This is a genomic window from Geobacillus sp. TFV-3 (assembly GCF_009901865.1).
In the GTDB taxonomy this organism is placed as follows: domain Bacteria; phylum Bacillota; class Bacilli; order Bacillales; family Anoxybacillaceae; genus Geobacillus; species Geobacillus thermoleovorans_A.
Genome location: NZ_MPSP01000001.1, coordinates 2,570,871 through 2,595,404 on the forward strand (window position 1 = coordinate 2,570,871; position 24,534 = coordinate 2,595,404).

25 protein-coding genes and 1 pseudogene are annotated in these 24,534 nt (G+C 51.7%); 11 read left to right on the plus strand and 15 right to left on the minus strand.

Annotation, left to right across the window (positions count from 1 at the left end; all coding sequences use genetic code 11):
* Positions 1 to 162: 162 nt before the first annotated feature.
* Complete coding sequence (locus BJQ97_RS12955) at positions 163 to 1,257, plus strand: CotS family spore coat protein (protein WP_160156892.1); 1,095 nt, start codon at positions 163 to 165, stop codon at positions 1,255 to 1,257.
* Positions 1,258 to 1,259: 2 nt separating this feature from the next.
* Complete coding sequence (locus BJQ97_RS12960) at positions 1,260 to 2,831, plus strand: glycosyltransferase family 4 protein (protein WP_160156893.1); 1,572 nt, start codon at positions 1,260 to 1,262, stop codon at positions 2,829 to 2,831.
* A gap of 157 nt (positions 2,832 to 2,988) precedes the next feature.
* Here the strand turns inward: BJQ97_RS12960 and BJQ97_RS12965 are convergent, their stop codons facing one another.
* Both BJQ97_RS12965 and fabI read right to left on the minus strand, forming a co-directional pair.
* The gene (locus tag BJQ97_RS12965) at positions 2,989 to 3,399 is read right to left on the minus strand and encodes a CotO family spore coat protein (protein ID WP_160156894.1); all 411 of its coding nucleotides are present in this window, start codon (positions 3,397 to 3,399) and stop codon (positions 2,989 to 2,991) included.
* Positions 3,400 to 3,517: 118 nt separating this feature from the next.
* Entirely contained in the window at positions 3,518 to 4,294 is a 777-nt protein-coding gene (fabI, locus tag BJQ97_RS12970; RefSeq protein ID WP_015374168.1) for an enoyl-ACP reductase FabI, read from the minus strand.
* 198 nt (positions 4,295 to 4,492) lie between these two features.
* On the opposite strand from fabI, the gene BJQ97_RS12975 reads away from it, so the two are divergent.
* Both BJQ97_RS12975 and prpE read left to right on the plus strand, forming a co-directional pair.
* Complete coding sequence (locus BJQ97_RS12975; RefSeq protein WP_160156895.1) at positions 4,493 to 5,668, plus strand: FtsW/RodA/SpoVE family cell cycle protein; 1,176 nt, start codon at positions 4,493 to 4,495, stop codon at positions 5,666 to 5,668.
* A gap of 200 nt (positions 5,669 to 5,868) precedes the next feature.
* Positions 5,869 to 6,606 carry a bis(5'-nucleosyl)-tetraphosphatase PrpE gene (prpE, locus tag BJQ97_RS12980; RefSeq protein WP_160156896.1) on the plus strand — a complete coding sequence of 246 codons (738 nt, stop codon included), beginning with the start codon at positions 5,869 to 5,871 and terminating at the stop codon, positions 6,604 to 6,606.
* Here the strand turns inward: prpE and BJQ97_RS12985 are convergent.
* The 4 genes from BJQ97_RS12985 to BJQ97_RS13000 all read right to left on the minus strand — a co-directional run bounded on the left by BJQ97_RS12985 (position 6,603) and on the right by BJQ97_RS13000 (position 9,649).
* Positions 6,603 to 7,514 (minus strand): RluA family pseudouridine synthase, encoded by a 912-nt coding sequence (locus tag BJQ97_RS12985; RefSeq protein ID WP_160156897.1) that lies wholly within the window; start codon positions 7,512 to 7,514, stop codon positions 6,603 to 6,605. The two genes, prpE and BJQ97_RS12985, sit on opposite strands and share 4 nt — an antisense overlap.
* 156 nt (positions 7,515 to 7,670) lie before the next feature.
* Positions 7,671 to 8,486 carry an NAD kinase gene (locus BJQ97_RS12990; protein WP_160156898.1) on the minus strand — a complete coding sequence of 272 codons (816 nt, stop codon included), beginning with the start codon at positions 8,484 to 8,486 and terminating at the stop codon, positions 7,671 to 7,673.
* Positions 8,483 to 9,121 carry a GTP diphosphokinase gene (gene yjbM, locus BJQ97_RS12995; RefSeq protein WP_160156899.1) on the minus strand — a complete coding sequence of 213 codons (639 nt, stop codon included), beginning with the start codon at positions 9,119 to 9,121 and terminating at the stop codon, positions 8,483 to 8,485. Before yjbM ends, BJQ97_RS12990 begins: the two co-directional genes overlap by 4 nt.
* Before the next feature lie 150 nt (positions 9,122 to 9,271).
* Entirely contained in the window at positions 9,272 to 9,649 is a 378-nt protein-coding gene (locus tag BJQ97_RS13000) for a UPF0738 family protein (protein ID WP_160156900.1), read from the minus strand.
* Between the two features lie 137 nt (positions 9,650 to 9,786).
* On the opposite strand from BJQ97_RS13000, the gene BJQ97_RS13005 reads away from it, so the two are divergent.
* The 5 genes from BJQ97_RS13005 (at position 9,787) to BJQ97_RS13025 (ending at position 12,876) form a co-directional block, all read left to right on the plus strand.
* Positions 9,787 to 10,377 (plus strand): CYTH domain-containing protein, encoded by a 591-nt coding sequence (locus tag BJQ97_RS13005; RefSeq protein ID WP_160156901.1) that lies wholly within the window; start codon positions 9,787 to 9,789, stop codon positions 10,375 to 10,377.
* 28 nt (positions 10,378 to 10,405) lie between these two features.
* Entirely contained in the window at positions 10,406 to 10,996 is a 591-nt protein-coding gene (locus tag BJQ97_RS18080; protein ID WP_328718581.1) for a lytic transglycosylase domain-containing protein, read from the plus strand.
* Positions 10,997 to 11,098: 102 nt separating this feature from the next.
* Positions 11,099 to 11,512: a globin domain-containing protein gene (locus BJQ97_RS13015; protein WP_160156902.1), complete on the plus strand. Its 414-nt coding sequence runs from the start codon at positions 11,099 to 11,101 to the stop codon at positions 11,510 to 11,512.
* Positions 11,505 to 12,398 (plus strand): ClpXP adapter protein SpxH, encoded by an 894-nt coding sequence (spxH, locus tag BJQ97_RS13020; protein ID WP_160156903.1) that lies wholly within the window; start codon positions 11,505 to 11,507, stop codon positions 12,396 to 12,398. Before BJQ97_RS13015 ends, spxH begins: the two co-directional genes overlap by 8 nt.
* Positions 12,399 to 12,678: 280 nt before the next feature.
* Positions 12,679 to 12,876 (plus strand): hypothetical protein, encoded by a 198-nt coding sequence (locus tag BJQ97_RS13025; protein WP_160156904.1) that lies wholly within the window; start codon positions 12,679 to 12,681, stop codon positions 12,874 to 12,876.
* A 13-nt stretch (positions 12,877 to 12,889) separates the two neighbouring features.
* Here BJQ97_RS13025 and pepF read toward each other — a convergent pair whose 3' ends face one another.
* From pepF to mecA, 4 genes are all read right to left on the minus strand, one after another.
* Positions 12,890 to 14,713: an oligoendopeptidase F gene (gene pepF, locus BJQ97_RS13030; protein WP_160156905.1), complete on the minus strand. Its 1,824-nt coding sequence runs from the start codon at positions 14,711 to 14,713 to the stop codon at positions 12,890 to 12,892.
* Positions 14,710 to 16,083 (minus strand): competence protein CoiA, encoded by a 1,374-nt coding sequence (locus BJQ97_RS13035; protein ID WP_160156906.1) that lies wholly within the window; start codon positions 16,081 to 16,083, stop codon positions 14,710 to 14,712. The genes pepF and BJQ97_RS13035 overlap by 4 nt, the downstream gene beginning before the upstream one ends.
* Before the next feature lie 289 nt (positions 16,084 to 16,372).
* Positions 16,373 to 17,881 (minus strand): cardiolipin synthase, encoded by a 1,509-nt coding sequence (cls, locus tag BJQ97_RS13040; RefSeq protein WP_160156907.1) that lies wholly within the window; start codon positions 17,879 to 17,881, stop codon positions 16,373 to 16,375.
* 96 nt (positions 17,882 to 17,977) lie between these two features.
* Positions 17,978 to 18,658 carry an adaptor protein MecA gene (mecA, locus tag BJQ97_RS13045; RefSeq protein ID WP_160156908.1) on the minus strand — a complete coding sequence of 227 codons (681 nt, stop codon included), beginning with the start codon at positions 18,656 to 18,658 and terminating at the stop codon, positions 17,978 to 17,980.
* 211 nt (positions 18,659 to 18,869) lie between these two features.
* Here mecA and BJQ97_RS13050 point away from each other — a divergent pair, with 211 nt between their 5' ends.
* Positions 18,870 to 19,529: a TerC family protein gene (locus tag BJQ97_RS13050; RefSeq protein WP_044736088.1), complete on the plus strand. Its 660-nt coding sequence runs from the start codon at positions 18,870 to 18,872 to the stop codon at positions 19,527 to 19,529.
* 49 nt (positions 19,530 to 19,578) lie between these two features.
* Here BJQ97_RS13050 and spxA read toward each other — a convergent pair whose 3' ends face one another.
* On the minus strand, positions 19,579 to 19,977 hold the full coding sequence (spxA, locus tag BJQ97_RS13055) for a transcriptional regulator SpxA (RefSeq protein ID WP_044732058.1): 399 nt from the start codon (positions 19,975 to 19,977) through the stop codon (positions 19,579 to 19,581).
* Between the two features lie 298 nt (positions 19,978 to 20,275).
* Here spxA and BJQ97_RS13060 point away from each other — a divergent pair, with 298 nt between their 5' ends.
* Positions 20,276 to 20,458: a hypothetical protein gene (locus tag BJQ97_RS13060; protein ID WP_011230317.1), complete on the plus strand. Its 183-nt coding sequence runs from the start codon at positions 20,276 to 20,278 to the stop codon at positions 20,456 to 20,458.
* Between the two features lie 85 nt (positions 20,459 to 20,543).
* On the opposite strand, the gene BJQ97_RS13065 is transcribed toward BJQ97_RS13060, so the two are convergent.
* The 4 genes and pseudogenes from BJQ97_RS13065 to opp3b form a co-directional block, all read right to left on the minus strand.
* Complete coding sequence (locus BJQ97_RS13065; RefSeq protein ID WP_160156909.1) at positions 20,544 to 21,479, minus strand: ABC transporter ATP-binding protein; 936 nt, start codon at positions 21,477 to 21,479, stop codon at positions 20,544 to 20,546.
* Positions 21,472 to 22,532, minus strand: a pseudogene (locus BJQ97_RS13070) (ABC transporter ATP-binding protein). Before BJQ97_RS13070 ends, BJQ97_RS13065 begins: the two are co-directional and overlap by 8 nt.
* A gap of 21 nt (positions 22,533 to 22,553) precedes the next feature.
* The gene (gene opp3C / locus BJQ97_RS13075; protein ID WP_044732061.1) at positions 22,554 to 23,576 is read right to left on the minus strand and encodes an oligopeptide ABC transporter permease; all 1,023 of its coding nucleotides are present in this window, start codon (positions 23,574 to 23,576) and stop codon (positions 22,554 to 22,556) included.
* Complete coding sequence (gene opp3b / locus BJQ97_RS13080; protein WP_160156910.1) at positions 23,573 to 24,502, minus strand: oligopeptide ABC transporter permease; 930 nt, start codon at positions 24,500 to 24,502, stop codon at positions 23,573 to 23,575. Before opp3b ends, opp3C begins: the two co-directional genes overlap by 4 nt.
* Positions 24,503 to 24,534 lie beyond the last annotated feature (32 nt).

Genomic DNA, 24,534 nt, shown 5'->3' on the forward strand with positions numbered 1-24,534 from the left:
TGCTTCCTCCGCAGCGAACGCCATCAGCTTCAGGATCATAGAGAAAGATCCCTAATAAGTTAATGAGCTTACCCAGTCCAATTTCGTTCTCCATACATATCCTAGTAGCAATCACACCTATTTCGCTTCGTCCATTTCCCAATACCCGACAGGAGGGATAGCGTGAAGAACATCATGATTGAGCCATGGCTCGGCGATGAAACGACCCATGAATTTTTCGTCCCTGAGTATATTATCCAGCTGGCAGAAGAAGTGCTGAAAAACTACGATTTATCCATTCAAAACATGCAAATCATCACAACAAAACCAGACAAAGGAGGAGCCATTTGGAAACTCGAAACAAAATCAGGCCCGAAAAGTTTGAAGCTATTGCACCGAAGACCGACGAGAAGTTTATTCAGCCTCGGCGCACAGGAATACTTGGCGGAAGTGCGCAAAGCAAGAGTGCCGCCGATTGTCAAAACAAAGGACGGAAAAAATCATGTAGAAGCGGGAGGAAAACTATGGTTTGTGGCGGAATGGATTGAACCGTTGACGCCGGTTGCAAAGGATTTGGAAGGAGCAAGAAAGCTTTGTTATGCCCTTGGTGAATTCCATCGGCTAAGCAAAGGGTACATCCCCCCGAAGCAGGCAGAGATGGCTTCGCGGCTGCACAAATGGCCAAAAAACTATGAAAAAATGATCACGAAAATGAACTGGTTTCGCAACATTGCCCAATACTACCCTGAAATGCCGGCAAGCGCGCCGTTATTCGATGCCGTTGATCGATTTGAAGAACAGGCGCGAAAAGGCATGGAACGATTTCAGCAATCCAGCTATGTCGAATTCGTCAAGCAAGGAACGGCTCATTGGGGATTGGTTCACCAAGACTACGGTTGGTCCAACGGCCAAATGGGTGCGGACGGAATGTGGATTATTGATCTCGACGGAGTTGCCTTTGACCTTCCGATTCGGGATTTACGAAAACTCATCAGCGGTACAATGGAAGATTTATACAAATGGGATGCAACATGGGTGCGGGAAATGATTCTAGCGTACCATGAAGCAAACCCCATAACGCCTGAACTATACGAGCTTTTGATGATTGACTTGGCCATGCCAAACGAATTTTACAAAAATATAAAAGAAATCGTCTATGAACCGGACATGTTTCTCAATGAACAAACCGGACAGCTCATTCAAACGATTGTCGAAACCGACCAGTCAAAGTGGCCTGTATTGGCAGAAATCGAACATGACTGGAAAGGAGTGGGATAAATATGAGGATTTTGATGGTTTGCACAGAAAAACTCCCCGTTCCCCCTGTACTCGGCGGAGCCATTCAAACATATATTTCCGGCATTCTTGCACATGTAAGCCAATTCCATGATATCACCGTTTTAGGCATCAGCGATTCGGCGCTTCCCGAGCAAGAAACGATCCATGGCGTTCACTACGTGCGCGTGCCGGGAAAAATATTTGAAATATACCGAGAAAACGTTGTTCGTTATGTGGCAGCAAACAAATTCGATCTCATCCATATCTTTAACCGCCCCCGCCTTGTTCTGCCCGTCCGGCAGGCAGCTCCCGACGCCAAAATAACGTTAAGTATGCACAATGATATGTTTCAACCGGAAAAAATCGATCCAGAAGAAGCAGCGGCGGCCATCGCAGAAGTGGCCTACATCGTAACCGTGAGCGATTATATTGGCAATGTCATCCGAAGTCTATATCCGCAAGCATCGCCAAAATTGCGCACGATTTATTCTGGAGTAGACAGCGAACGATTTTTGCCGGGGAATCATCCGAAAATGCAGAAAATACGCGATGACATTCGGCGTGCGCATGGATTGGAAAACAAAACGGTTATTTTGTTCGCCGGAAGGCTGTCGCGTAATAAAGGGGTCGATAAACTCATTCTAGCATTGCCGGAGCTGGCAAAAAAATTTAAAAACTTAGCCCTGGTGATTGTCGGGAGCAACTGGTTTAGCGAAAATGACATGACGGATTATGTCGCATATGTAAGAGCACTGGCGAAGCGAATGCCTGTCCCCATTGTCACGACAGGCTTTGTCGCACCGAATGAAATCCAAAATTGGTTTGCGGCAGCCGATTTGTTCGTATGCACCTCGCAATGGCAGGAACCGTTGGCGCGCGTCCACTACGAGGCCATGGCAGCAGGCCTTCCGATCGTCACGACCGCGAGAGGCGGCAATCCGGAAGTCATTGTCGCCAATGAAAACGGCCTTATCGTCGAAAATCCGGGGGACCCGAGTGATTTTGCCGACAAGATTGCCCAAATATTATCGAATCCATCATGGATGAGAAGAATGGGAGAAAAAGGCCGGCAGCTTGCAGTTTCGATGTATAATTGGGAACGGGTAGCTTCCGAGTTATTGGAAGTTTGGGAGCAGGCGGAGAAAACAGAACAAGCTGCAGTGAGTGAAGAACAAGCAGCCGGCATGACAATAGAACCGCTGAAAGAAGAGGCAACAGAACAACTGAACCTGCCAACCCCTAAAGCGCATGCAAAAGAAAACGTCCACTCGAAGGAGAACGCGGCAGCGTCATCCGACAAAACGAAAAAGGGAAAAGCCAAAAAAGAGCGGGCTGCATCAATGGAAGACCATCAACAAACAGCCAAACAAAAAGAAGCTGCGGCAGAGCGAACCAAATCCGCGAAAAGCGCCCCAGCTCCTAAACAGAACCAAATCGTCCGCCACACAAAATCGTTTACCATTACAAGCGGCAACCAACAAACGCTGGACGCGTCGCCTAAAACGCATTGGAACCGCAACCAAGCTCAAGCGAAACATGACAGCAAACATTTTACGATTGCAAGTTCACACTAACACGAATCGAAAATCGCCAACGAAGAAAATAACGGGCATCCAAAATCAAAACGATCCCACAGCAAATGAGGAAAACAAACCATAACCATCCCGTCCCTTTCCCAGATCCGCAACGCATTCGGATAAAGATGTGCTTCCTCACAAGAAAGGAAAGACATTACTGCATAAACCCGATCATCGTCACCGCCAGAAGCTGCGCACGCCCGATGATCGTTTCGTTTCCTTGTTCATCGGCGATCGTCAACTCGGTCGCCGTGCACTTCTTTAATATGCCTTCATAGCTCTTATCCTTCATGACAAATTGGCATTTCAGCGGCGGCAAATGACCGGGAAGCTCCGTCAAAAAGGCCAGCCGCTCGTCAAGCGCCATCGCTTGGAACTCTTTTTTGGCAAAAAATTCAGTCGGTTCCTCCTCGCTACCTCGTTCATCGTTCGAACTTCCTTCCTCTTCCTGTTGCATTCGGCTAGTCCACATAAACGTTTCTTGCATATGCGCCGCCGCCCGCATCGCTTTTGGCTGCACAATGTAAAGCAACGGCTCCGTCTCCACAACGTTTTGTTTCCGCACGTTGATCCCCCTTTCCATGCTTGCCTTACCTTATATATGTATGCCTGTGATCTCCATAATTGCCCAAGTCAAGCAAAAAACAGCCGCTCCATCAACAGGAACGGCTGCTCGCACGTCTTTAATATCCTAAAATGTGGTATCCCGAGTCGACGTGAATAATTTCCCCAGTGATGCCGCGCGACAAGTCGCTGAACAAAAACAGCGCCGCATCGCCGACTTCTTCTTGGGTCGTCGTCCGGCGGAGAGGAGCGCGTTCTTCGATTTGCTTTAAAATCGAGTTGAAATCGCTCACCCCTTTAGCCGACAGTGTGCGAATCGGTCCAGCGGAAATGGCATTGACGCGGATGCCGTATTTGCCTAAATCGTTCGCCAAATATTTCACGCTCGCATCAAGCGACGCTTTCGCCACACCCATAATGTTGTAGTTTTGCACGACGCGCTCGCCGCCTAAGTACGTGAGGGTGACGATGCTGCCGCCTTCCGTCATCAGTTCTTTCGCCTCGCGCGCAACCGCGGTGAGCGAGTAGGCGCTGATATTGTGGGCGAGCAAAAAGCCTTCGCGGCTGACGTTCATATACTCGCCGCTCAAGTCTTCTTTATTGGCATAGGCGATGCAATGAGCAACGCCGTGGATGACGCCGACTTGTTGTTTGATTTGCGCAAAACATTGAACGATGTCTTCATCTTTTGCCACATCGCATGGCAGCAGAAGCGAACGTTCGTCCCCAAGCGTATCGACAAGCGCCCGCACCTCTTTTTCAAACCGCTCTCCGGCATACGTAAACACTAACCGAGCGCCGGCAGCGTGAAGCGAACGAGCAATGCCCCAGGCGATGCTTCGTTTGTTCGCCACCCCCATCACGACATATGTACGCCCTTCCAACGATAAGACCATTCGTTCATCCTCCCAATTATCATTTATTATTAGCACCAGGTGTTAATTCTATTATAGGCGATGCGGCGGGCGATGTAAATGCATGCTTCCCTTTTGCCTTCCGATTCCTTCATGCTGGCGGCCGTTTTTCCCACTTTGCAAAACCGGCGCGATTCGCTAATATGGTATATGGCACATTTGAATGGAGAGGATCGTTCCATGGATCATGATCGTTTTTCCCAGTCGAAGCTCGATTATCATTTGTTGTTTCTTTTATTCTTAATGGCTGTTATCAGCGCCATCGCCATCCATAGCGCAGAACCGATGCTGCCGGAGAAACTGCAAAACGTCAACTTCGCTTCAAAACAGCTGCAATGGTACGCCATCGGCGCTGTCGTGATCGCCTTGACGATGATCATTGACTATGATCGGCTGTTTCAAATCGCTTGGTATTTGTATGGATTCGGGATGTTGCTGTTGCTCGGGCTGGAATTGAACGTTCCCGGATCGGTGACGATTAAAGGGGCAACTAGTTGGTACCATCTTCCAGGTGGAAATTTCCAACCATCCGAACTGATGAAAATTTTTATGATCATCGTCCTAAGCCGCATCATCGTCAACCATCGGGAAAAACATCCCGAACCAACGATAAGGGACGATTTTAAGCTGCTCGGGAAAATCGCCCTCGCGGTTTTGCCGCCGCTCATTTTGCTCGCCAAGCAGCCAGACATGGGCATGTCGATGGTGTTTATGGCCATCACCGCCACCTTAGTGCTCGTTTCCGGCATCCGCTGGCGCATCATTTTCGGCATTGTCTTATCCGGTGTAACAATGGTGGCAGTCGTTGTGTTCATTTTCTTTTATTTTCCTGATTTCTTCCATAAATACATTATTCAAGAAGATTACCAGTTGAACCGGTTTTACGGCTGGCTGGCTCCATATGAATATTCCAACGAACAAGGCTTCCAGCTCATCCGTTCGCTCATGGCCATTGGGTCGGGAGAACTGTATGGGAAAGGATTAGGCAACTTGCAAGTCTATTTGCCGGAGGCGCACACAGACTTTGTGTTTGGCGTCATCTCAGAACAGTTCGGATTTGTCGGCTCAAGCATCGTCGTGTCTCTCTTTTTCCTGCTCATTTATCGCATGATCCATATTGCACTCGAGAGCAACGATTTATACGGCAGCTATTTATGCGCCGGCGTCGCAGGCATGATTACGTTCCAAGTGTTCCAAAACATTGGCATGACGATTGGACTTTTGCCGATCACCGGACTGCCGCTTCCGTTCATCAGCTATGGAGGAAGCTCGCTGGCGACTTATATGCTGGCGATCGGCCTCGTCTTAAACGTTCATTCGCGAACGCGGAAGTTTATGTTCTCGAGCGATGAATAAAGCCGCTTGCTGTGTCCGCAGGCGGCTTTATTTTAGCCGTCATCTGGGCCAGGGACCCTTCTTTGCTTCGCTCCCCGCCGCGGCTACTGCTTTTTGAACAGCGCCTTCGATGGATAGAACAAGGCTGCCTCATCTTTTCTTTTCCTTGTCGAACGGACATACTGGTAGTATAACAATTCGGGCTAGAAAGGAGCTCATGTATGCAGGTGGACATCATCGGCGACATTCATGGCTGCTTCCGGGAATTCGCCGCATTGACAGAAACACTCGGCTACCATTGGGACGAAGGGGTGCCGATTCATCCCGACGGACGAAAGCTTGGTTTTGTCGGCGATTTGACCGACCGCGGTCCTGAATCGCTGAAAATGATCGAAATCGTCTGCGACCTAATCGAGCGGAACCTCGCCTATTACGTGCCGGGCAACCATTGCAATAAACTGTACCGCTTTTTCTTAGGACGAAACGTGCAAATCGCCCATGGGCTTGAGACGACGGTCGCGGAGTACCGCGCCTTGCCCCCAAGCGAGCAGGAGATGATCCGCCGCAAGTTCATCCGTCTGTATGAACAGGCGCCGCTGTATGCGGTGCTCGATGAGGGGCGCCTTGTCATCGCCCATGCCGGCATCCGTCACGACTATATCGGGCGGACGGACAAACAAGTCAAGACGTTCGTCCTGTATGGGGACATCACCGGCGAAACGAACCCGGACGGAACGCCGGTGCGCCGCGACTGGGCGAAACGGTATCGCGGCAGCGCGTGGGTTGTATATGGCCACACGCCGGTCGAAAAACCGCGGTTTGTCGGACGGACGGTCAACATCGACACCGGCTGTGTATTCGGCGGCGCGCTGACCGCCTTGCGCTATCCGGAAATGGAAACGGTCTCCGTTCCTTCCTCGATGCCGTTCGTTCCCGAAAAGTTCCGCACGTTCTCCTAATCAGCACTTCGTCTGCGCATTGCCTCGATCAGGCGCGCCATATCGCCAGGAAGCGGGGCGGAACATGTATACCAGCGCCCGGCAAACGGATGAAAAAACGACAGCTGCCGGCTGTGAAGCGCCTGGCGTCCGATCATCTCCCGGCACCCGCCGTACAGTTCATCGCCGGCGAGCGGGTGGCCGAGATAAGCCAAATGGACGCGGATTTGGTGCGTGCGCCCCGTCTCCAGCCGGAGCGAAACGTATGTATAGCCATAAAGCCGCTCAAGTACACGAAAATGAGTGACAGCCGGCTTCCCGTCTTCCCGCACTTCGCGTGCGATGATGCTTCCCTCTTGGCGGCCGATGGGAGCGTCAATCGTCCCTTCATCCTCGACCATGACGCCATGGCAAATGGCTTCATACGTGCGCACAACGTGCCCTTTTTGTTGCAACGCCGACAACAAATGATGAACATGGCGGTGCTTGGCGACGAGCACGAGCCCGGACGTGTCGCGGTCAAGCCGGGTGACGATATGGACGGTCGAGTCGAGCTGCTGCTGGCGATAATGGTGAAGCAAGCCATTGGCAAGCGTCCCGCCCGGATGGTGGCGCGACGGAATCGTCGCCAATCCCGCTGGTTTGTTGACAACAAGGACGTAATCGTCTTCATACAGAATGTCAAGCGGCATCGCTTCTGCGTCCATCCAATCGCTTGTCCGCTCCGGCGGAAAGACGACCGACAGCGTCTCGCCGGCGCGCAGCACATGGCGGACGGTGACGGGCCGCCCGTCAACCAACAGCTCCCCGCCATGGAATTTAATATCGGTAAGCGCCGTCCGCGAAATGCCGTTCTCTTGCAAAAACTGGCGCAACAGCTTTCCGTCGTGCTGTTCATCGATGGAAAAGGTCATGGTAAACGGCGGCAATGTTCGTCACCTTTCTGATAAAAAATCTCCGTCTTGCTCATCGTGTTCCATCTACTTTTCTTTGGCGCTGCTGCAACGGAATCGTCATCCGCGCCAAACGATCATCACCTCGCCGCAAACGGGAAGCGTTGCCTAACCAAGGAGGCTGGCTTTCCCTCAGTCGGCAATAAACGAGTCACGCACCCGCCGCCAAAACGGAAACGGCCGAAAGCGGGCGAAACGCACCTTTTCATCGGCTACTCGACATTGAATCGACTTCACTTCTTTATGCAACAGTGACAAATGGTCGATCGTAATTTGAAAATCGACGTGGTTGACCGGCTTGAGTAAACACGTATGGTGCGCCGGCAACACGAGCGGCGAACCGATGGTCCGAAACACGCGGTTGTTGATCGACGCCATCTCGGTCACTTGAATCGCCTCCAGCGACGGATGCAAAATCGCCCCGCCGAGAGCCTTATTGTAAGCCGTGCTTCCGGTCGGCGTCGAAATACACAACCCGTCGCCGCGGAACCGCTCAAACAAGTCGCCGCGAATTTCAACGTCCATCACGAGCGTCCCGCTGACGCATTTGACCGTGCATTCATTGAGCGCTAAATACTTTGCCTCGCTTCCGCCGTTCAGATAGCGAATCGTCACCTCAAGGAGCGGATATTCGACCACTTGATACGGCGTCTTGGCAATGGCGATCACAAGCTTTTCAAGTTCCTCCGGCACCCAGTCGGCGTAAAAGCCGAGATGGCCGGTATGGACTCCGACGAACGCCGTCTTGTCCAACCGGTGGCAATAGCGATGGAACGCGTACAACAGCGTTCCATCGCCGCCGACCGAAATGACAAGGTCGGGTTCCTCTTCATCGCAACGCAAGTCAAAGTCAAGCAAATACGTTTTCATTTTTTGCGCCAAGGCGTTCGATACGTCGTCGCCTTTGGACGTGATGGCAAACACAAGCGGCGCGTCCGTCCGTTTCATTGTCCTTCTCCTTTTGCTTCTTGTTTTCGGGAAAAAGCAGCTTGCGCTTCTTGAATTTCAAAGCGGATTTTCGACATCTCCTCATCGAGGCGATAAGCCGCCTCCGCGGCTCGCTGCAACCGAATTTTGATGTCTTCGGGAAAACGCCCGCTGTACTTATAGTTCAACGAATGCTCAATCGTCGCCCAAAAGTTCATCGCCAACGTCCGGATTTGGATCTCCGCCAAAATGTTTTTCTCGCCGCGGATCGTCTGCACCGGGTAGCGGATGACAAGATGATACGAGCGGTAGCCGCTCTCTTTTTTTTGCGTGATGTAATCACGCTCCTCGACAATCGTAAAATCGTTGCGCTGGCGCAACAGCTCGACGACCGTCTTAATGTCATCGACAAACTGGCACATGATGCGCAGTCCCGCAATATCTTGCATCTCTTCCTCAAGACGGTCGAGCGGGATGTTTTTCTTTTGCGCCTTATCCAAAATGCTGGCGACGGGCTTCACCCGTCCGGTGACAAACTCAATGGGCGAGTGCGCTTCAATCATCTCGAATTGGGTGCGAATGCCCCTTAGCTTCACTTTCAGCTCCTCAACAGCCTGCTTATACGGGGCTAAAAACAAATCCCAATGGTTTACCATCGTACCACCTGCCTACATGTTTTCAATCTCCCGCGGCTTAAGTCAAGAGGGCGCAACCGCGCCTCTGCCTTGTTGCTCGATGGAACCGCTCATCTGCCGAATTCACCGGGCCGCTCGCTGTTCTAACGCGCCGAAAGAGAAGCCGCCAGCTTATGGCTCAAAAAACACGTCTTGCACCGCCTGTTCAAGCGTCTCGCCGTAGTTGGCGTTGTCACGGATATTTTCAAGCAAATAAGACAGTTCATCGTGAAACTGTTCAAGCTCAAGCGTCCTCTCTCCACATCGAAGCCAGACCGGCTCCTCGGCGTCAAGCGCCGCCTTCAGCTGAGGCCACCATGGCTTCGGAACCATGACATATAAAAAGCGGTCATCAGCTTCCAAAAGGTACACAAACGCCAATGCATCCGAGTCCACAAGCATATGGCGTTTCGGCGTCACGCGGGCGAGTGAAATCGGAGCATCATGGACATGCAGCCAAAGCCGGCCATCCTTTCGCTCTGCCCGCCTAACGATCACTTTTTCGTTCATGCTTCCTCCCCTTCCGCATCAACCATCCGCCCTTTATTTTACCATATTCACCATATGCAGACGAAATTAATTGATATTCGCCGAAAAACAGCTGATAATAGAGGGAGACGACTATCCCGTCTTGAAGGAGATTCACGATGCATCAAGAAATTGAAATCGAACTGAAAAACTTGTTGACGGCAGCGGAGTTCGCGACTGTGCGCGCCGCCTTCGGCCTTGATGATGGGGCTTTCTTCCGCCAGGAAAACTATTACTTTGATACCTCTTCGTTCGCTCTAAAAGAGCAGGCGGCGGCGCTTCGCATCCGGGCGAAAGAAGGGCGGTTTACGTTGACGCTGAAACAAACACGTGCGGACGGGGCGCTTCTCGAGACGCACGAATCGATCACGCCATCCGAGGCTGAGGCGCTGCTCGCAGGCGCGCCATTGCGCGGAACGATCGCTGTCTTGCTGTCGGAAATGGGCATCAATCCACACGAGGTGCGCTGCTTTGGCTCCCTTGTCACCGACCGCGCTGAATGGCCGCATGAAGGCGGCACGTTATGCCTTGACCATAACCGTTACTTGCAAAGCGAAGATTACGAACTTGAATATGAAGTGGATCACGTGGAAACGGGTGAAAAGCGGTTTTTGCGCCTGCTTGGGGCGCTTGGCATTCCGCGCCGCCCGGCGCCAAACAAAATCGCCCGCTTTTACGCCCGCAAGAAGGAAATGGAGGAAAGACGATGACCGTTTCGCCATTAAAGCTGCTCGTTGAATGGCAGGCGCTCGATGCGTTCTCATCCGGGCGCTCGAGCCTGTTGCCATCGCCCGTGCCATCCTTGTTTGCAAGCTTGCTTGCCGAATCTCTCAGCCGGGGGAGGAATCATCTGCCGAGGCGCCTCAAGCCGCCTCAGGCGGTCAGCCTCCCGCGCCCGCCGGCCACAGCGGCGCCCTGCTCAAACATAAAACGGGCGCCGCAACCCAATCATCTTCTTCCGTCGATGCTTTGATTGCAGCGGCAGCGGAAAAATACGATGTTGACCCGCAGCTCATCCGCGCCGTCATTCGCCATGAGTCAAATTTCCGTCCTGATGCGAAAAGCCCAGCTGGAGCGCTTGGACTCATGCAGCTCATGCCAAGCACGGCGAAAATGCTCGGTGTCAACGATCCGCTTGACCCGGCGCAAAACATCGACGGCGGCGTAAAATATTTGCGCCAGCTCCTTGACCGGTACAGCGGCAATATCACTCTCGCCTTGGCCGCCTACAACGCCGGGCCCGGAAACGTCGACCGCTATGGGGGCATGCCGCCGTTTGCCGAAACGCGGGCGTATGTCGAACGCGTGTTGAAAAGCTACCGCACATAAACGAGCGGCGCTCGAGTCACTTTGTTTGAGATCCATGCGTGCTGCTGATAAAATAGCTATCAAACGACAACGAATGAGTCTCAAGCAAAAGGAGCATCCGCGATGGGAGAACAATGGCAAACTCTTTATGAGGCGATCGGCGGAGAGGAAACGATTGTGAAGCTTGTCGAAGCATTTTACCGGCGCGTGGCTGCACATCCCGACTTAAAGCCCATTTTTCCTGATGATTTGACGGAAACCGCCCGCAAGCAAAAGCAATTTTTAACGCAATATTTAGGCGGGCCGCCGCTTTATACGGCGGAGCATGGACACCCCATGCTGAGGGCGCGCCATCTCCGCTTTGAAATCACGCCGAAGCGGGCGGAAGCGTGGCTGGCCTGCATGCGGGCGGCCATGGACGAAATCGGCTTGTCCGGTCCGGCGCGCGAACAGTTTTATCACCGGCTTGTGCTCACCGCCCATCATATGGTCAATACCCCGGATCATCTGGACAGAAAGGAGCATACCCTTGAGTGAGAAGTTTGCTGGGAAGATGACATCAACTTGCCACCCTTCCCAGCCGCTAGGCAACACGAACAAACCGCTCGAGCTGTATTTGTTTATCGATCCTTTATGCCCGGAATGCTGGGGGCTTGAACCAGTCATTAAAAAATTGACGATCGAATACGGCCGTTTTTTTACCTTAAGGCACATATTGAGCGGAACATGGGCGACATGGAGCGCGCGCAAAGGAACGAAGCCGGAGGCAATGGCAAAAGCGTGGGAGTGGGCGGCTTGCCGCACCGGTATGTCATGCGATGGAAGCGTTTGGCTGGAAAATCGGATTTCGAGCCCGTTCGCTCCATCACTCGCCATTAAAGCGGCGGAAATGCAAGGAAAGCGGGCTGGCCTTCGCTTTTTGCGCAAGCTGCAAGAACAACTCTTTCTCGAAAAACAAAATGTCGCTGATTTGTCAGTGCTCACCGAATGCGCCGTTGAAGCGGGCTTGGATGTCGATGAATTTCTGCGCGATATGCACTCGCCAGGAGCAGCGAAAGCGTTCCAATGCGATTTAAAAATCACCTCGGAAATGGACGTCGATGAAATTCCGACGCTTGTGTTGTTTAACGAAAACATCGAAGACGAAGGCATTAAAATTTCCGGATGCTATCCGTACGACATCTACGTCGAATTGATCGCTGAAATGCTCGGCTTCCATCCTGAACCGTCCTCTCCTCCTCCGCTGGAATCATTTTTAAGCCATTTTAAATTCGTCGCCACACAGGAAGTTGCCGTTGTATACAACTGGACGATCCAAGAAGCGGAAACGGAAATGAAAAAGCTGCAGCTAAAGCAAAAAGTGGAGCGGGTGCCCGTCAAACACGGAACATTTTGGCGCTATATCGATGATGCTCGCCCCTAACAGCAGGGATGGGCACAAGAAAAAGCCCGGCGTCAGCCGGGCTTTTTCTTGTTTTCTTGTTGCCAAGACAACAAAGGGGATGGGAGAAATTGTTCACGGTCAAACAAAGGGGTATCAGGTTTTGTCTTCCGTTCACGCTTTTATCTTACCAAACGTCCAACCAATTGGCAACCCGTTTGCTCGTTTGTTCACATTATTGTCATAATTCGCCCTGCGTCATGATCAAGCAGACAAACAGCATATAATCAACTAAAGCAAATGGGAAGAGGGGGCCATCGCCATGAAGCAGCGCATCGTCTTATCCCTTTGGGCGGCGGCATCCACTGCCGCCTTTATCCTGAACTTGTTGGGCCTCATGCAGCTCCTTCCGCTTTGGGCGACCATGCCGCTTTTGTTTCTCTCCTTGCTCGGGTTGGTGGTAACATGGAACCGCCGCCATCAGTTTCGTGGATTTCCGTCCAAACGAATGCGGCTGTAACGCCGCATTCGTTTCATTTCTCAAGCAACCGCTCCATCTCTTCCAGCTTTTCAGCAAACACTTGGCACGCTTGGCGGATCGGCTCGGCGCTCGTCATGTCGACGCCGGCTTTTTTCAACACTTCAATCGGGTAATCAGAGCTGCCGGCTTTCAAAAAGTCGATGTATCGTCTCACCGCCGGTTCGCCATCTTCCAAAATTTGTTTGCTGAGTGCAGTCGCCGCGCTGAAGCCGGTCGCGTATTGGTACACGTAGTAGTTGTAATAAAAATGCGGAATGCGCGCCCACTCAAGGCCGATTTCTTTGTCCACGACAATATCATCGCCAAAATACGTTTTATTTAAGTCGTAATAAAGAGCCGTCAACGCCTCGGCCGTCAACGCCTCGCCTTGCTGCTCCTTCAGATGGATCAAATGCTCAAACTCCGCAAACATCGTCTGGCGGAAAACGGTGCCGCGGAATCCCTCAAGATAATGGTTGAGCAAATAGAGCCGACTTTTCTCATCATCGATCGTTTTCAGCAAATAGTCGTTCAACAGCGCCTCATTGCACGTCGACGCCACTTCAGCGACAAAGATTGAATAATGGGCGTACGGATATGGCTGCGTTTTGCGTGTGTAGTAGCTGTGCACCGAATGGCCAAACTCATGCACAAGTGTAAACAAATTGTTCACATTGTCCTGCCAGTTGAGCAAAATGTACGGATGGGTGCCGTACGCTCCCGACGAATAGGCGCCGCTTCGCTTTCCTTTGTTTTCGCGCACATCGACCCAACGGTTGTCAAGACCTTCTTTCACGATCGCCACATATTCCTCGCCAAGCGGCGCGAGCCCTTCCAGCATGTACTGCTTCGCTTCCTCGTACGTTACTTCCATTTTCACATCTTTAACAAGCGGCGTGTACAAGTCGTACATATGCAGTTCATCAAGCCCAAGCACTCGTTTGCGCAGCCGCACGTACCGGTGCAGCAATGGCAAATGTTCATGAATAGTGGCAACCAAATTGTCATAGACGCTCTCCGGAATGTTGTTGGCGTCTAATGCCGCTTCCCGCGCCGAACGATAACGGCGGACGCGGGCGAAAAAGTTGTCTTTTTTCACCGCACCGGCAAGCATATTGGCGAACGTGTTTTGAAACTTCTCATACGTATGGTATACGGCGTAAAACGCATCGCGGCGGACACGGCGGTCCATGCTTTCCAAAAAACGGATGAAACGGCCGTGCGTCACTTCCACTTCTTCTCCGTTTTCATCGATGATCGCCGGGAATTTCAAGTCGGCATTGTTCAACGCACTGAACGTATTGGATGCTGCCTGCATCACCTCGGCCGCCTGCGCTAATATCGCTTCTTCTTCTGCCGACAATACATGGGGGCGTTGGCGCGTAATCTCATCCAGCGCATGCGCATACAAGCGAAGCGGCTCGTATTGTTCGAAAAACGTGCGCAATCTCGTTTCATCGATCGCCAAAATTTCCGGCACAATAAACGCCATTGCGCTTGAGGCCTCGCTGTACAAGCTTTTCGCCCGAGCATCGAGCCCTTGGTAAAATGAATTCGTCGTGTCTTGATCATAACGCATATGGGCGTATGTATACAGCTTGCCGAGGCGCATCGACACGTCATCTTGATACTGTAATGCTTCATACAGCACTTCCGGCGATTCACCAAGCCGTCCTTTGTATTCGCCGATTTTCGGAATCATCGCCTTCACGTGTTTGAACTCTTCTTCCCACGCTTCATCGGTCGGAAAAATGTCCTCAAGCCGCCACGTTTCTTCCACAGGGATTTCGCTTCGCAACGGGAGCGATTTTTTCGTTTTCTTCTCTTCCACCGTCATCCTTCCTCCTTAAAAATCATCATACACGAATTATTATTCACCATTTCGTTCATCTTTTCCTGTTTTCTGCTCATTTTTTCCACTCTCCCGAACTCAAGCGCCGAGCAATAGCAGCTAAGCGCTGGCGTTTGGCCGATTTGTTCAAGAAGCGCGGCGTCTTGGCGAATCACTTCGTCGACAGTTGCCGGAAACGACAGCGGCTTCACCAAATGAAGCCGTCCGCCCTCTTCGCGATGGAGATAGCCGAGCAGGCTCAACCAATGCAAATACTCGCCGACGGCCTCGCGATGCGTATCCCGGCCGACAAGCGGCAGCCGGCGCGGGGCGAGGCGGCCGGTGCGGATTTTCTCGTCAAGCCATTGAAATAAAGACGATGCTGTCATCGGCCGATCCGTCTTGCCAAGAAGAAACAAAAGCACGTACGTTTGCCAAATAAACGGCGCCGTTTCCCACAAATATCCACGCGGCAACGGCCAGCCTGCTTCGGTCGGAAACAGCGGCGGAACGATGCCCGCCTGGTAAAAATCAGCACAAATGCGGCGCACGGTTTGGTTCGGATACAGCGGAAACGTCCGCCGCCATTGCTTTTTGCGTTCGAGCCAACGTTCCCAAAACGCGGGCGGAAGCGGCAACGGGCGAGAATCAATCCACTCGGAGAAAGAAAGGGATGAAAGGGGAAGGGAATCAACGGCGGCCAGCGCCCGCTGCACGGACAGCGGTTGCGGACGGAAAAGGCGGATGAATCGTTTCCGTTTTGGACTGTAGTACCATATATGTGGAGCGGCTGAATGTGGGGCACGATGGGCAAACAGCCATTGAAAACGCGAGAGATGCACTTCGTCAAGGCATTTGGGCGAATGTCGAAAATGATGGGCTCCTAACACCCACAACGGGCGGATGCCAAGGCGCCGGTAGCCGTCATTGCGTTCACAAAACAGCGATTCGTCGATCGTGGAACATTGGTATTCGAGGGCATAAAGGTAGGGGCCATGGCGGAGCAGCACGTCGGGGCGCTGCCTGATGGCGGGCAAATACGGCTCGAGCTTCGCCTCGATGCCTTGGCGGATGAGCCACGCGAACAAGTCTCGCTTACCGGTTAAGTGGCGCTCCGACTCCGGCTCGTGCTCGACCGGGCAGGTCGCCCCTTTTCGATGGGCAAAATGCGGCAAACGATAGCGGCCCGATCGGAGCACCACTTCTTGGCGGCACGCGGGACAAAAAAACGGTTCCTGTCGTTTCAGGCGCATCAGCCGCTCTCGTTCCCATCGTTCCGCCCCGGCAAGCGAAACCGTCCTGCCATCAACTGAGAGAGCAACAAACAACTCGATCACTTCCTTTTCTAAAAAATGGCCGATTTCGGGTGCAGACATGCCCATTCCTTCTTTGACGCTCTACACAGCTAAAGCCCTGGGATTCTTGGGAGCACTCCCGTACCCGAGCGTTCTGCCTTTCGCTCCCAAGCGATCTCCGTGTGTCCCACGGGTCATCGTCCAAGTTTTCTCTATTCGCCAACCATTGCTGTTTTTCCTGCCGTGAGCGGGGTTGCAGCGAAAAAAACTGACTAAAGAAGGAATATCCCCTAAGCGAAACATGCTGTGCAACGACAAAAAAGGGGTCCCGCCTCTTTTCGGGACACCCTATGTGATGTCAAACGGTTGATTACAGCAAAGGGGACAACAGCCTAGAGACCGACTCCGCTATGCGCACCCGAAACGGGCGCTGTTGAAACTGTTCGTAATCGATTATGGAAGCGTGGCAAAAATCTTCCAAAAAGTCGCGGACAAGTTTCTGAATGCTGTCGGTATAATACAAAAAAGCGTTCACTTCAAAGTTTAAATGAAAACTGCGCATATCCATGTTTGCCGTGCCGATCGAGGCGAGCTCGCCATCGACGACGATGACTTTGCTGTGCAAAAACCCTTTTTCATACTCGTAAATTTTCACCCCGGCCTCGAGCAGCTCGGGAAAATACGAGCGCGAAGCGTAAAAGACAATTTTTTTGTCCGGACGCTTTGGCGCCAGCAGGCGAACATCGATGCCGCTTAACGCCGCCACTTTGAGCGCCGTCAAAATGTCTTCATCCGGCACAAAGTACGGCGAGGCAACCCAAATCGATTGTTTCGCCGACGTAATCATGGCAAAATACAGCTGTTTGATCACTTCCCACTTTTGGTCCGGACCGCCGGCAATGAGCTGCACCCCGCCTTGCCCTTCCTCGACGATGAGCGGCGGCGACAAATAGTCCGGCGTCAACAAGCGTTCTCCTGTCATGTAATACCAATCTTGCAAAAAAATGAGCTGGAGCGTCCGCACTGCTTCACCACGGATCAATAAGTGCGTATCGCGCCAAAATCCGAAATATTTGTTTTTTCCTAAATACTCATCTCCAATGTTCAGCCCGCCGACAAAGCCGACGCCTCCATCGATGACAATGATCTTTCGGTGATTGCGGAAATTGATTTGGTTGCTTAAAAACGGGAGGCGCACTGGTGAAAATGGGATCATCTCCACTCCAGCCGCGCGCAGCTCCTCGATATAGGCGTTCGACAACTTCCAACTTCCAACGGCGTCGTACAAAAAACGGACGCGCACCCCTTGGCGCGCCTTTTTCATCAAGACGCGCTTCAACTGTTGGCCGATTTCATCATGACGGACGATATAATATTCTAAATGAATATGGTGTTCCGCTTTTTCCAGTTCAGCAAAAATAGAAGAAAACGTCTCCTCTCCATTCGTCAACACCGCCGTCTGCGAGGCGAGTGAAACCGGATGCTGGCCGATGCGATAAGCAAGACGCAAAAGCGGACGCTGATGGGGCGCCATCGGCAGCTGCTCGACGGCAATCGGCGACGGCTCTTGAAACTTGAGCAGCACCGCCTCATCAAAATCGGCTTTCTTTTTATAGCGTCGTTGTTGCCAGTAATTGCGTCCGAACAATAAATAGAACAAAAAGCCCACGATTGGAAAGCTCCCCAGCACCGCCAGCCAGGCGATCGTCTGCGCCGGCTTTCGATTCTCAAGAGAAATGACCAGCGCGATAAAGATGACGGAACAAGACATCAATACGCTGAAAAGACCAAGCAGCTTCCCTTCCCAAAACCCGTTCGTCAATGCCAGCAACGCGCCGACAATGACGACGAGAATCGCCACTCTCGATGTGTTTCGCAATAAAACCCCTCCACCCGGCTCTTCCTGATGGCCGTTTTTCTTCCGCTAACGTAGAAAACGCCGATTTCTGGCGGCGAAATCGGCGGAATGGAAACATTATGGGGCTGGAAAATACGTTTTGATCGTTTCCAGTGCATTGTCGCCCATAATTTCAGTCCCGTATTCTTCAAGTCGATAAATCGTCAGCTGGGAATCACTTCCGTATTCCAACAGAAGGCTGAGCATATTGTCCACTTCCTGCTCGGTGTAGTGCTCGTCAAACTCGACGAACAAGTAATAGCGGCCTTCAAATTGGAACAGGCGGTTCGACAACTCAGAGAAGTCAGCGCGATGGGCCAAGGAAATGACATCCTCGATATCTTTGAACGAAAGGATGAATTGAAGGACATCTTGCTCTTCTCTCTCCTCGGCGTCCCTGTTTTGACCAAAGTGGAAATGGTGGCCGAACAGCGATTCCACCTTTTCATCAGCTGACAGCGAAAACTCGCGCCATTTCTCTTCTGGAAGCGGCAGTTCGAGCTTGCTTCCGTCTTTGGACAACTGCGCTTTCGTCACGACGACTTCAAGCCCTTTTTCGAGCGCCTGCACTTGGATCCAAAGCGGGCCATCGAGCGAAAAATCGCTTTCCCCATGAACTTCATCCATCATTTCCCAAAACAATTCTTCGCTTCGTTCCCGGTTGTACCAAATTTCCTCGCGGTCAAAGCCGCGCTCCTCTATATCAACATATGAAATGTAAAATTTCACGGTATGCTCGTTGATGCGTTCGATTTCCATTTTCTCAACTCTCCCTTCTAAAACCGAGAAATAAAAAAGGAAGGGATTGTGCCCCTGAAACTATTTAAATAAAAACTTATGATCTTGTACTTTTATTTTATGATAAAAAGCGAAAGAAGGGAAATAAAAAAACGCATTTTTAAAAATTGGTTATGAAACCGGCCATGCCCTACTATAATGATGATGAACACGGACGGAATGAGGGACGCCTATGGTGGATGAATACATCGTTTCCATCTTGCTGATTATCGGGATTGATGTCATTCTTGGCGGGGACAATGCGGTTGTCATTGCGCTAGCAAGCCGCAACTTGCCCGAACAAAAGCGGAATGTGGCCATTATTGTCGGCACCGCGCTGGCGATCGCTGTTCGCATTGTCTTGACGGTGGCCGTCGTTTGGCTGTTGACGATTCCGTTCTTGCAGCTCGCTGGAGGCGTCGTCCTCTTTTGGATCGCCTTGAAACTGATCGGGCAAAAAGACGCAAAACCGACTATGATCAAAGCCGAACCGTCGCTTTGGAAAGCCATCCAGACGATCGTCGCCGCCGATGTCGCCATGGGGCTTGACAACGTCATCGCCATCGCTGGAGCGGCTCAAGGCCATATCGGACTTGTTGTGTTCGGTTTTCTCTGTTCCGTTCCTATCATTATTTTAGGCAGCAAAATCATCCTTTATGCCATGGAACGGTTCCCAATCCTCATTTATGCCGGCGGCGCCCTCTTGGCATACACCGCTGGAAAGATGATCGCTGCCGAAGAACGGTTGCGCCCGTTTTACCCCCCGAATGGGGAGGCGCTGTTTCCAATGGCGGCGGCCGTTCTTGCCGTTTTGCTCGGCTTGGCGGCCCACCGCCGGTCGCGCGCCGCATAAAGCAAATGATAAAAAACTTCTACATGGCAGACCATGTAGAAGTTTTTTATTACCCGTTCACCAGCCGCTGCGCTTCACGAAGCTGATACGCCCGCACTTTGCGCGGCAGGAAGCGGCGGATTTCATCTTCGTTGTAGCCGACTTGAAGCCGCTTTTCATCAATGATGATCGGTCGGCGCAAAATGCCTGGGTTTTTTTGAATGAGTTCGTACAAATCTTGCAACGGCAGAGACTCCAAGTTAATGTTCAGCTTCTGGAATACTTTTGAACGTGTGGAAATAATCTCATCCGTTCCCGTTTCCGTCATCCGCAAAATCTCTTTAATCTCCTCGACCGTGAGCGGCTCGGAGAAAATATTGCGCTCGACATAAGGAATATTGTGCTTCTCGAGCCACGCCTTCGCCTTCCGGCATGACGTGCAGCTCGGTGATGTGTATAGCTTGACCACTTCGATCACTCCTTTTGACAAGGAATCCCTTGCTTCCCTCGTCCGTCACACGACAGACGTGCACCGCTATGCCGGTTTGACGTCTGACAGCACAGCGGCACGGCCTGGACGCCAGTCTGGCGATCAGCCGCTTTGCCAATCGTTTGCAAATTGAAATGACTTTAACATGATATATTATACAACACATCAGCCAAGAAAGATATAGTTTTTCGATGATAAATTCAATTTTCTTTCCTCTTCCAATGCGAAGGCAAATCCTCTACAATCAAAGTAGAAGAGGAAAAGGGAGGAAGAACCGATGGCCGGCTATTTCATCGACTTTGCCATTGCTTCGGCATTGATCGTCGTCCTCACTGCATTGATGGGGAACATCAGCAACACAATCGGGGAGCGGATGTTCGGCCGAAACAAAAGCGGAAAGCATGTCGAGGCCTCTCGCCGCATCCAACAAGGATGGAAAGTCGTCGGGGGAAAAAAATAACGCGCCAAGACAGGCGCATAGGTGGACGCCGCCTCTTTCATCGTCTGCACATGCGGCGATGAAAGAGGCGATCTTTTCTATTCTGCTAGGTATACATCGCCCGATACCGCTTATACTCTTCCTCCGAACAAAGCACAAAATGGCCAGGCGTAATTTCACGGAATTCAAGTTCCTCTCCATCTTTGTAGCCATGTTGCGCCGGGTCGTAAACGATCCGCTTGCGCGTCCGCTCGGTTTCCGGATCAGGAAGCGGAATGGCCGACAACAAAGCTTTTGTGTACGGGTGGATCGGATTGCGGTACAGCTCTTCCGATTCAGCGAGCTCGACCATTTTCCCGAAATACATGACGCCGATCCGGTCGCTGATGTATTTGACCATCGACAAGTCATGGGCAATAAACAAGTACGTCAACCCTTTTTCACGCTGCAGGCGCTTCAGCAAGTTGACGACTTGCGCTTGAATGGAAACGTCAAGCGCCGAAATCGGCTCATCGGCAATGATGAATTCCGGCTCGACGGCAAGCGCCCGGGCGATGCCGATCCGCTGGCGTTGACCGCCGGAAAACTCATGCGGGTAGCGGCTGGCATGCTCGCGGTTCAAGCCAACCGTCTCAAGCAATTCATACACGCGCTGCATCCGTTCTTCTTTCGTTTTCGCCAGCCCATGGATGTCGATGCCCTCAGCAATAATATCCGCGACCGTCATCCGCGGATTCAAGGACGCATACGGATCTTGGAAAATCATCTGCATTTTCCGGTTTAACTCTTTCAACTCTTTTTTCGATTTTTTGCCGTGAACATTGACCCCGTTAAACAGCACCTCCCCGTCTGTCGCCTCATAGAGCCGGATGATCGTCCGCCCCGTTGTCGACTTGCCGCAGCCTGACTCGCCGACAAGGCCGAACGTTTCCCCTTTATAAATGTCAAACGTGACGCCGTCGACCGCTTTCACCACCTCACCGCGGCCGGCTGGGAAGTATTGTTTTAAGTTTTTCACCTCGAGCAGCTTTTGTCTAGCCACGCGGTTTCCCTCCTTTTCGGGCGACGATGTCAGCGAACCGTTCCATCCGCTCTCGCACGATAGCCGGCGGTTCCACTTTCGGCGCCATTTCATGCAACAGCCATGTCGCCGCATAGTGCGTATCAGACACTTGGAACATCGGCGGCTCAAGCTCGTAGTCAATTTTGAGCGCATACGGATTTCGCGGCGCAAACGCATCGCCTTTTGGCGGGTTTAACAAATCCGGCGGCGAACCCGGAATCGAATACAGCTCCGTATCTTTATGATCAAGGCTTGGCATCGATGCCAGCAACCCCCACGTGTACGGATGCTTCGGATTGTAAAAAATTTCATCTACCGTACCGATCTCCACGATTTTCCCGGCATACATCACCGCCACGCGGTCGGCCATGTTGGCGACGACCCCTAAATCATGGGTGATGAAAATAATCGACATGCCGAGCTTTTTCTGAATGTCTTTCATCAGCTCCAAAATTTGCGCTTGAATCGTCACATCAAGCGCTGTCGTCGGTTCATCGGCGATCAAAATTTTCGGATTGCACGCCAAGGCAATGGCAATGACAACACGCTGGCGCATCCCGCCGGAAAATTGGTGCGGGTATTGCTTCATGCGCAACTCGGCGTTTTTAATGCCGACGAGCTGCAACAGTTCAATCGCCCGTTTGCGCGCTTCGTCTTTCGACAGCTTTTGATGCTTTAAAATCGCTTCCATAATTTGTTTTCCAATCGTCATCGTCGGATTGAGCGACGTCATCGGATCTTGGAAAATCATTGAAATTTTCGCACCGCGGATCGACTGCATTCTTTCTCCGACAGCTTGGTCAAGTCTTTTCCTTCAAATAAAATTTCCCCTTGCTTAATCCGGCTCGGAGGTGTCGGCAACAGGCGCATCAACGCCTTGGATGTCACGGATTTTCCTGATCCCGACTCGCCAACGATCGCAAGCGTCTCCCCTTTATACAAGTCGAACGTGACGCCGCGCACGGCTTGCACTTCACCGGCATGGATGTCAAAAGAAATGTGCAAATCGTTCACCTGCAAAATTTTCTCCATCGGTTTCACCCCTTCCGTCGGTTATTTGCGCATTTTCGGGTCAAGCGCATCGCGGATTCCGTCTGCCACCAAGTTGAAGCTTAAAATGAGCAAACTGATGACAATCGCCGGAATAATCATCAAATGCGGATACGTCTGAATCGATTTGTATCCATCATTGACAAGCGAGCCAAGCGACGCTTCCGGTGGACGGATGCCAAGGCCGATAAAGCTCAAAAACGCCTCAGTGAAGATGGCCGATGGAATCGTGAACATCGTCGTAATAATGATCGGACCGATGACGTTCGGGATCAAATGTTTGAAAATAAGCCGTGATGTCGGCGCCCCAAGCGTCCTTGCCGCCAACACGTATTCCATGTTCTTTAATTTCAACACTTGTCCGCGCACGATCCGCGCCATCGTCGTCCAACCGGTAATGACCATCGCCAACGTGATGGAAATGATTCCAGGCTCAAAAATCAAAATGAACAAAATGACCATAATTAAATACGGGATGCCGTTTAAAATTTCGATGATCCGCTGCATCACATTGTCGACGCGGCCGCCATAGTAGCCGGAAATGCCGCCGTACGCAATCCCGATCAACAAGTCGATCAACGCCGCCAGCAAACCAATGTAAAGCGAAATGCGCGTGCCATACCACGTTCTCACCCACAAGTCACGGCCTAAATCATCCGTGCCGAACCAATAGTACTCTTTCACGCCGCGCTGTTTATACACATCAACGCCATTCGCATCCCGGCCGTCAAACGGAAGCCAATGAACATGCTCGAGCACCGGGATTTTCGGCGGAAGTTTCGCATGTCGCAAGTTTTGATCTTTATACGTTCGGTCGCTCGCCATCGGGGCGATGATCGCCATGAGCGTCAAAATGATAATCATCACGAGCCCCACGATCGCTGCCTTGTTTTCCCGAAGACGAAGCCAAGCATCTTGCCAAAACGTCAAGCTCGGACGATTGATTTTTTCCTGTTCACCGACGTTCGGCGGGGCGGGCTGAAACCATTCCGGTGAAAGTTGTTCGTATTGTTGTTTCGCCATCATTTTTTCCCTCCCGCTAACCGGATGCGTGGGTCGACAACCCCGTACAACACATCAACGATGAAGACTGCCAAAATCAACAAGGCGGAATAAAACAACGTTGTTCCCATAATAACCGGGTAATCGTTCAGTTCAATCGAACGGACAAACTGCTCTCCAAGACCAGGGACAGCAAACAATTTCTCAATGACAAGCGTTCCCGTCATTAAATTGACCGTCATCGGGCCTAAAATGGTAATGACAGGAATAAGCGAGTTGCGAATCGCGTGCTTCATAATGACCCCTGCTTGGCTGATCCCTTTCGCCCGAGCCGTCAAAATGTAGTCAGAGCTCAACACTTCCAACATCTCGGTGCGCATAAAGCGGGCGATGCTGGCGATGACCCCGACAGACAGCGCCAATGTCGGGAGAATCGTATATTTGAAACCTTCCCAAAAGGCGACTGGAAGCCATTGCAGTTTCACAGCGATGAAATATTGCAAAAACCCCCCTAACACAAACGACGGGATCGAGGCGCCCAACACCGCAATGACCGTAGCTGTGTAATCTTCCCAATGATTATGTCGAATCGCCGCGACAATTCCGAGAATCAACCCGACGATCGTTCCAAAAACAATCGCTTGAAACCCGAGCTGAGCCGACGGGCCGATTCGATCGCTGATGAGTTCTGTCACTGGGCGGTTGTCATATTGGAACGATACCCCCAAATCCCCCTTCAATAAATTCCCTAAATATTGAATGTACTGAACAGGCACGGGCTTATCCAATCCGTACTCTTTTAAAATGAGCGCCTTCTGTTCCGGCGTCAATTTTTCTTGGTTTTGCAGCGGCGAACCAGGCAGCAGCTTCATTAAAAAGAACGTCAACGTAGCAATAAGAAACAACGTGATGATCATATAAACGAACCGCTGAAGCGTATACCGCGCCATGACCGCACCTCCTCTGCTTTTCTATAATCTTC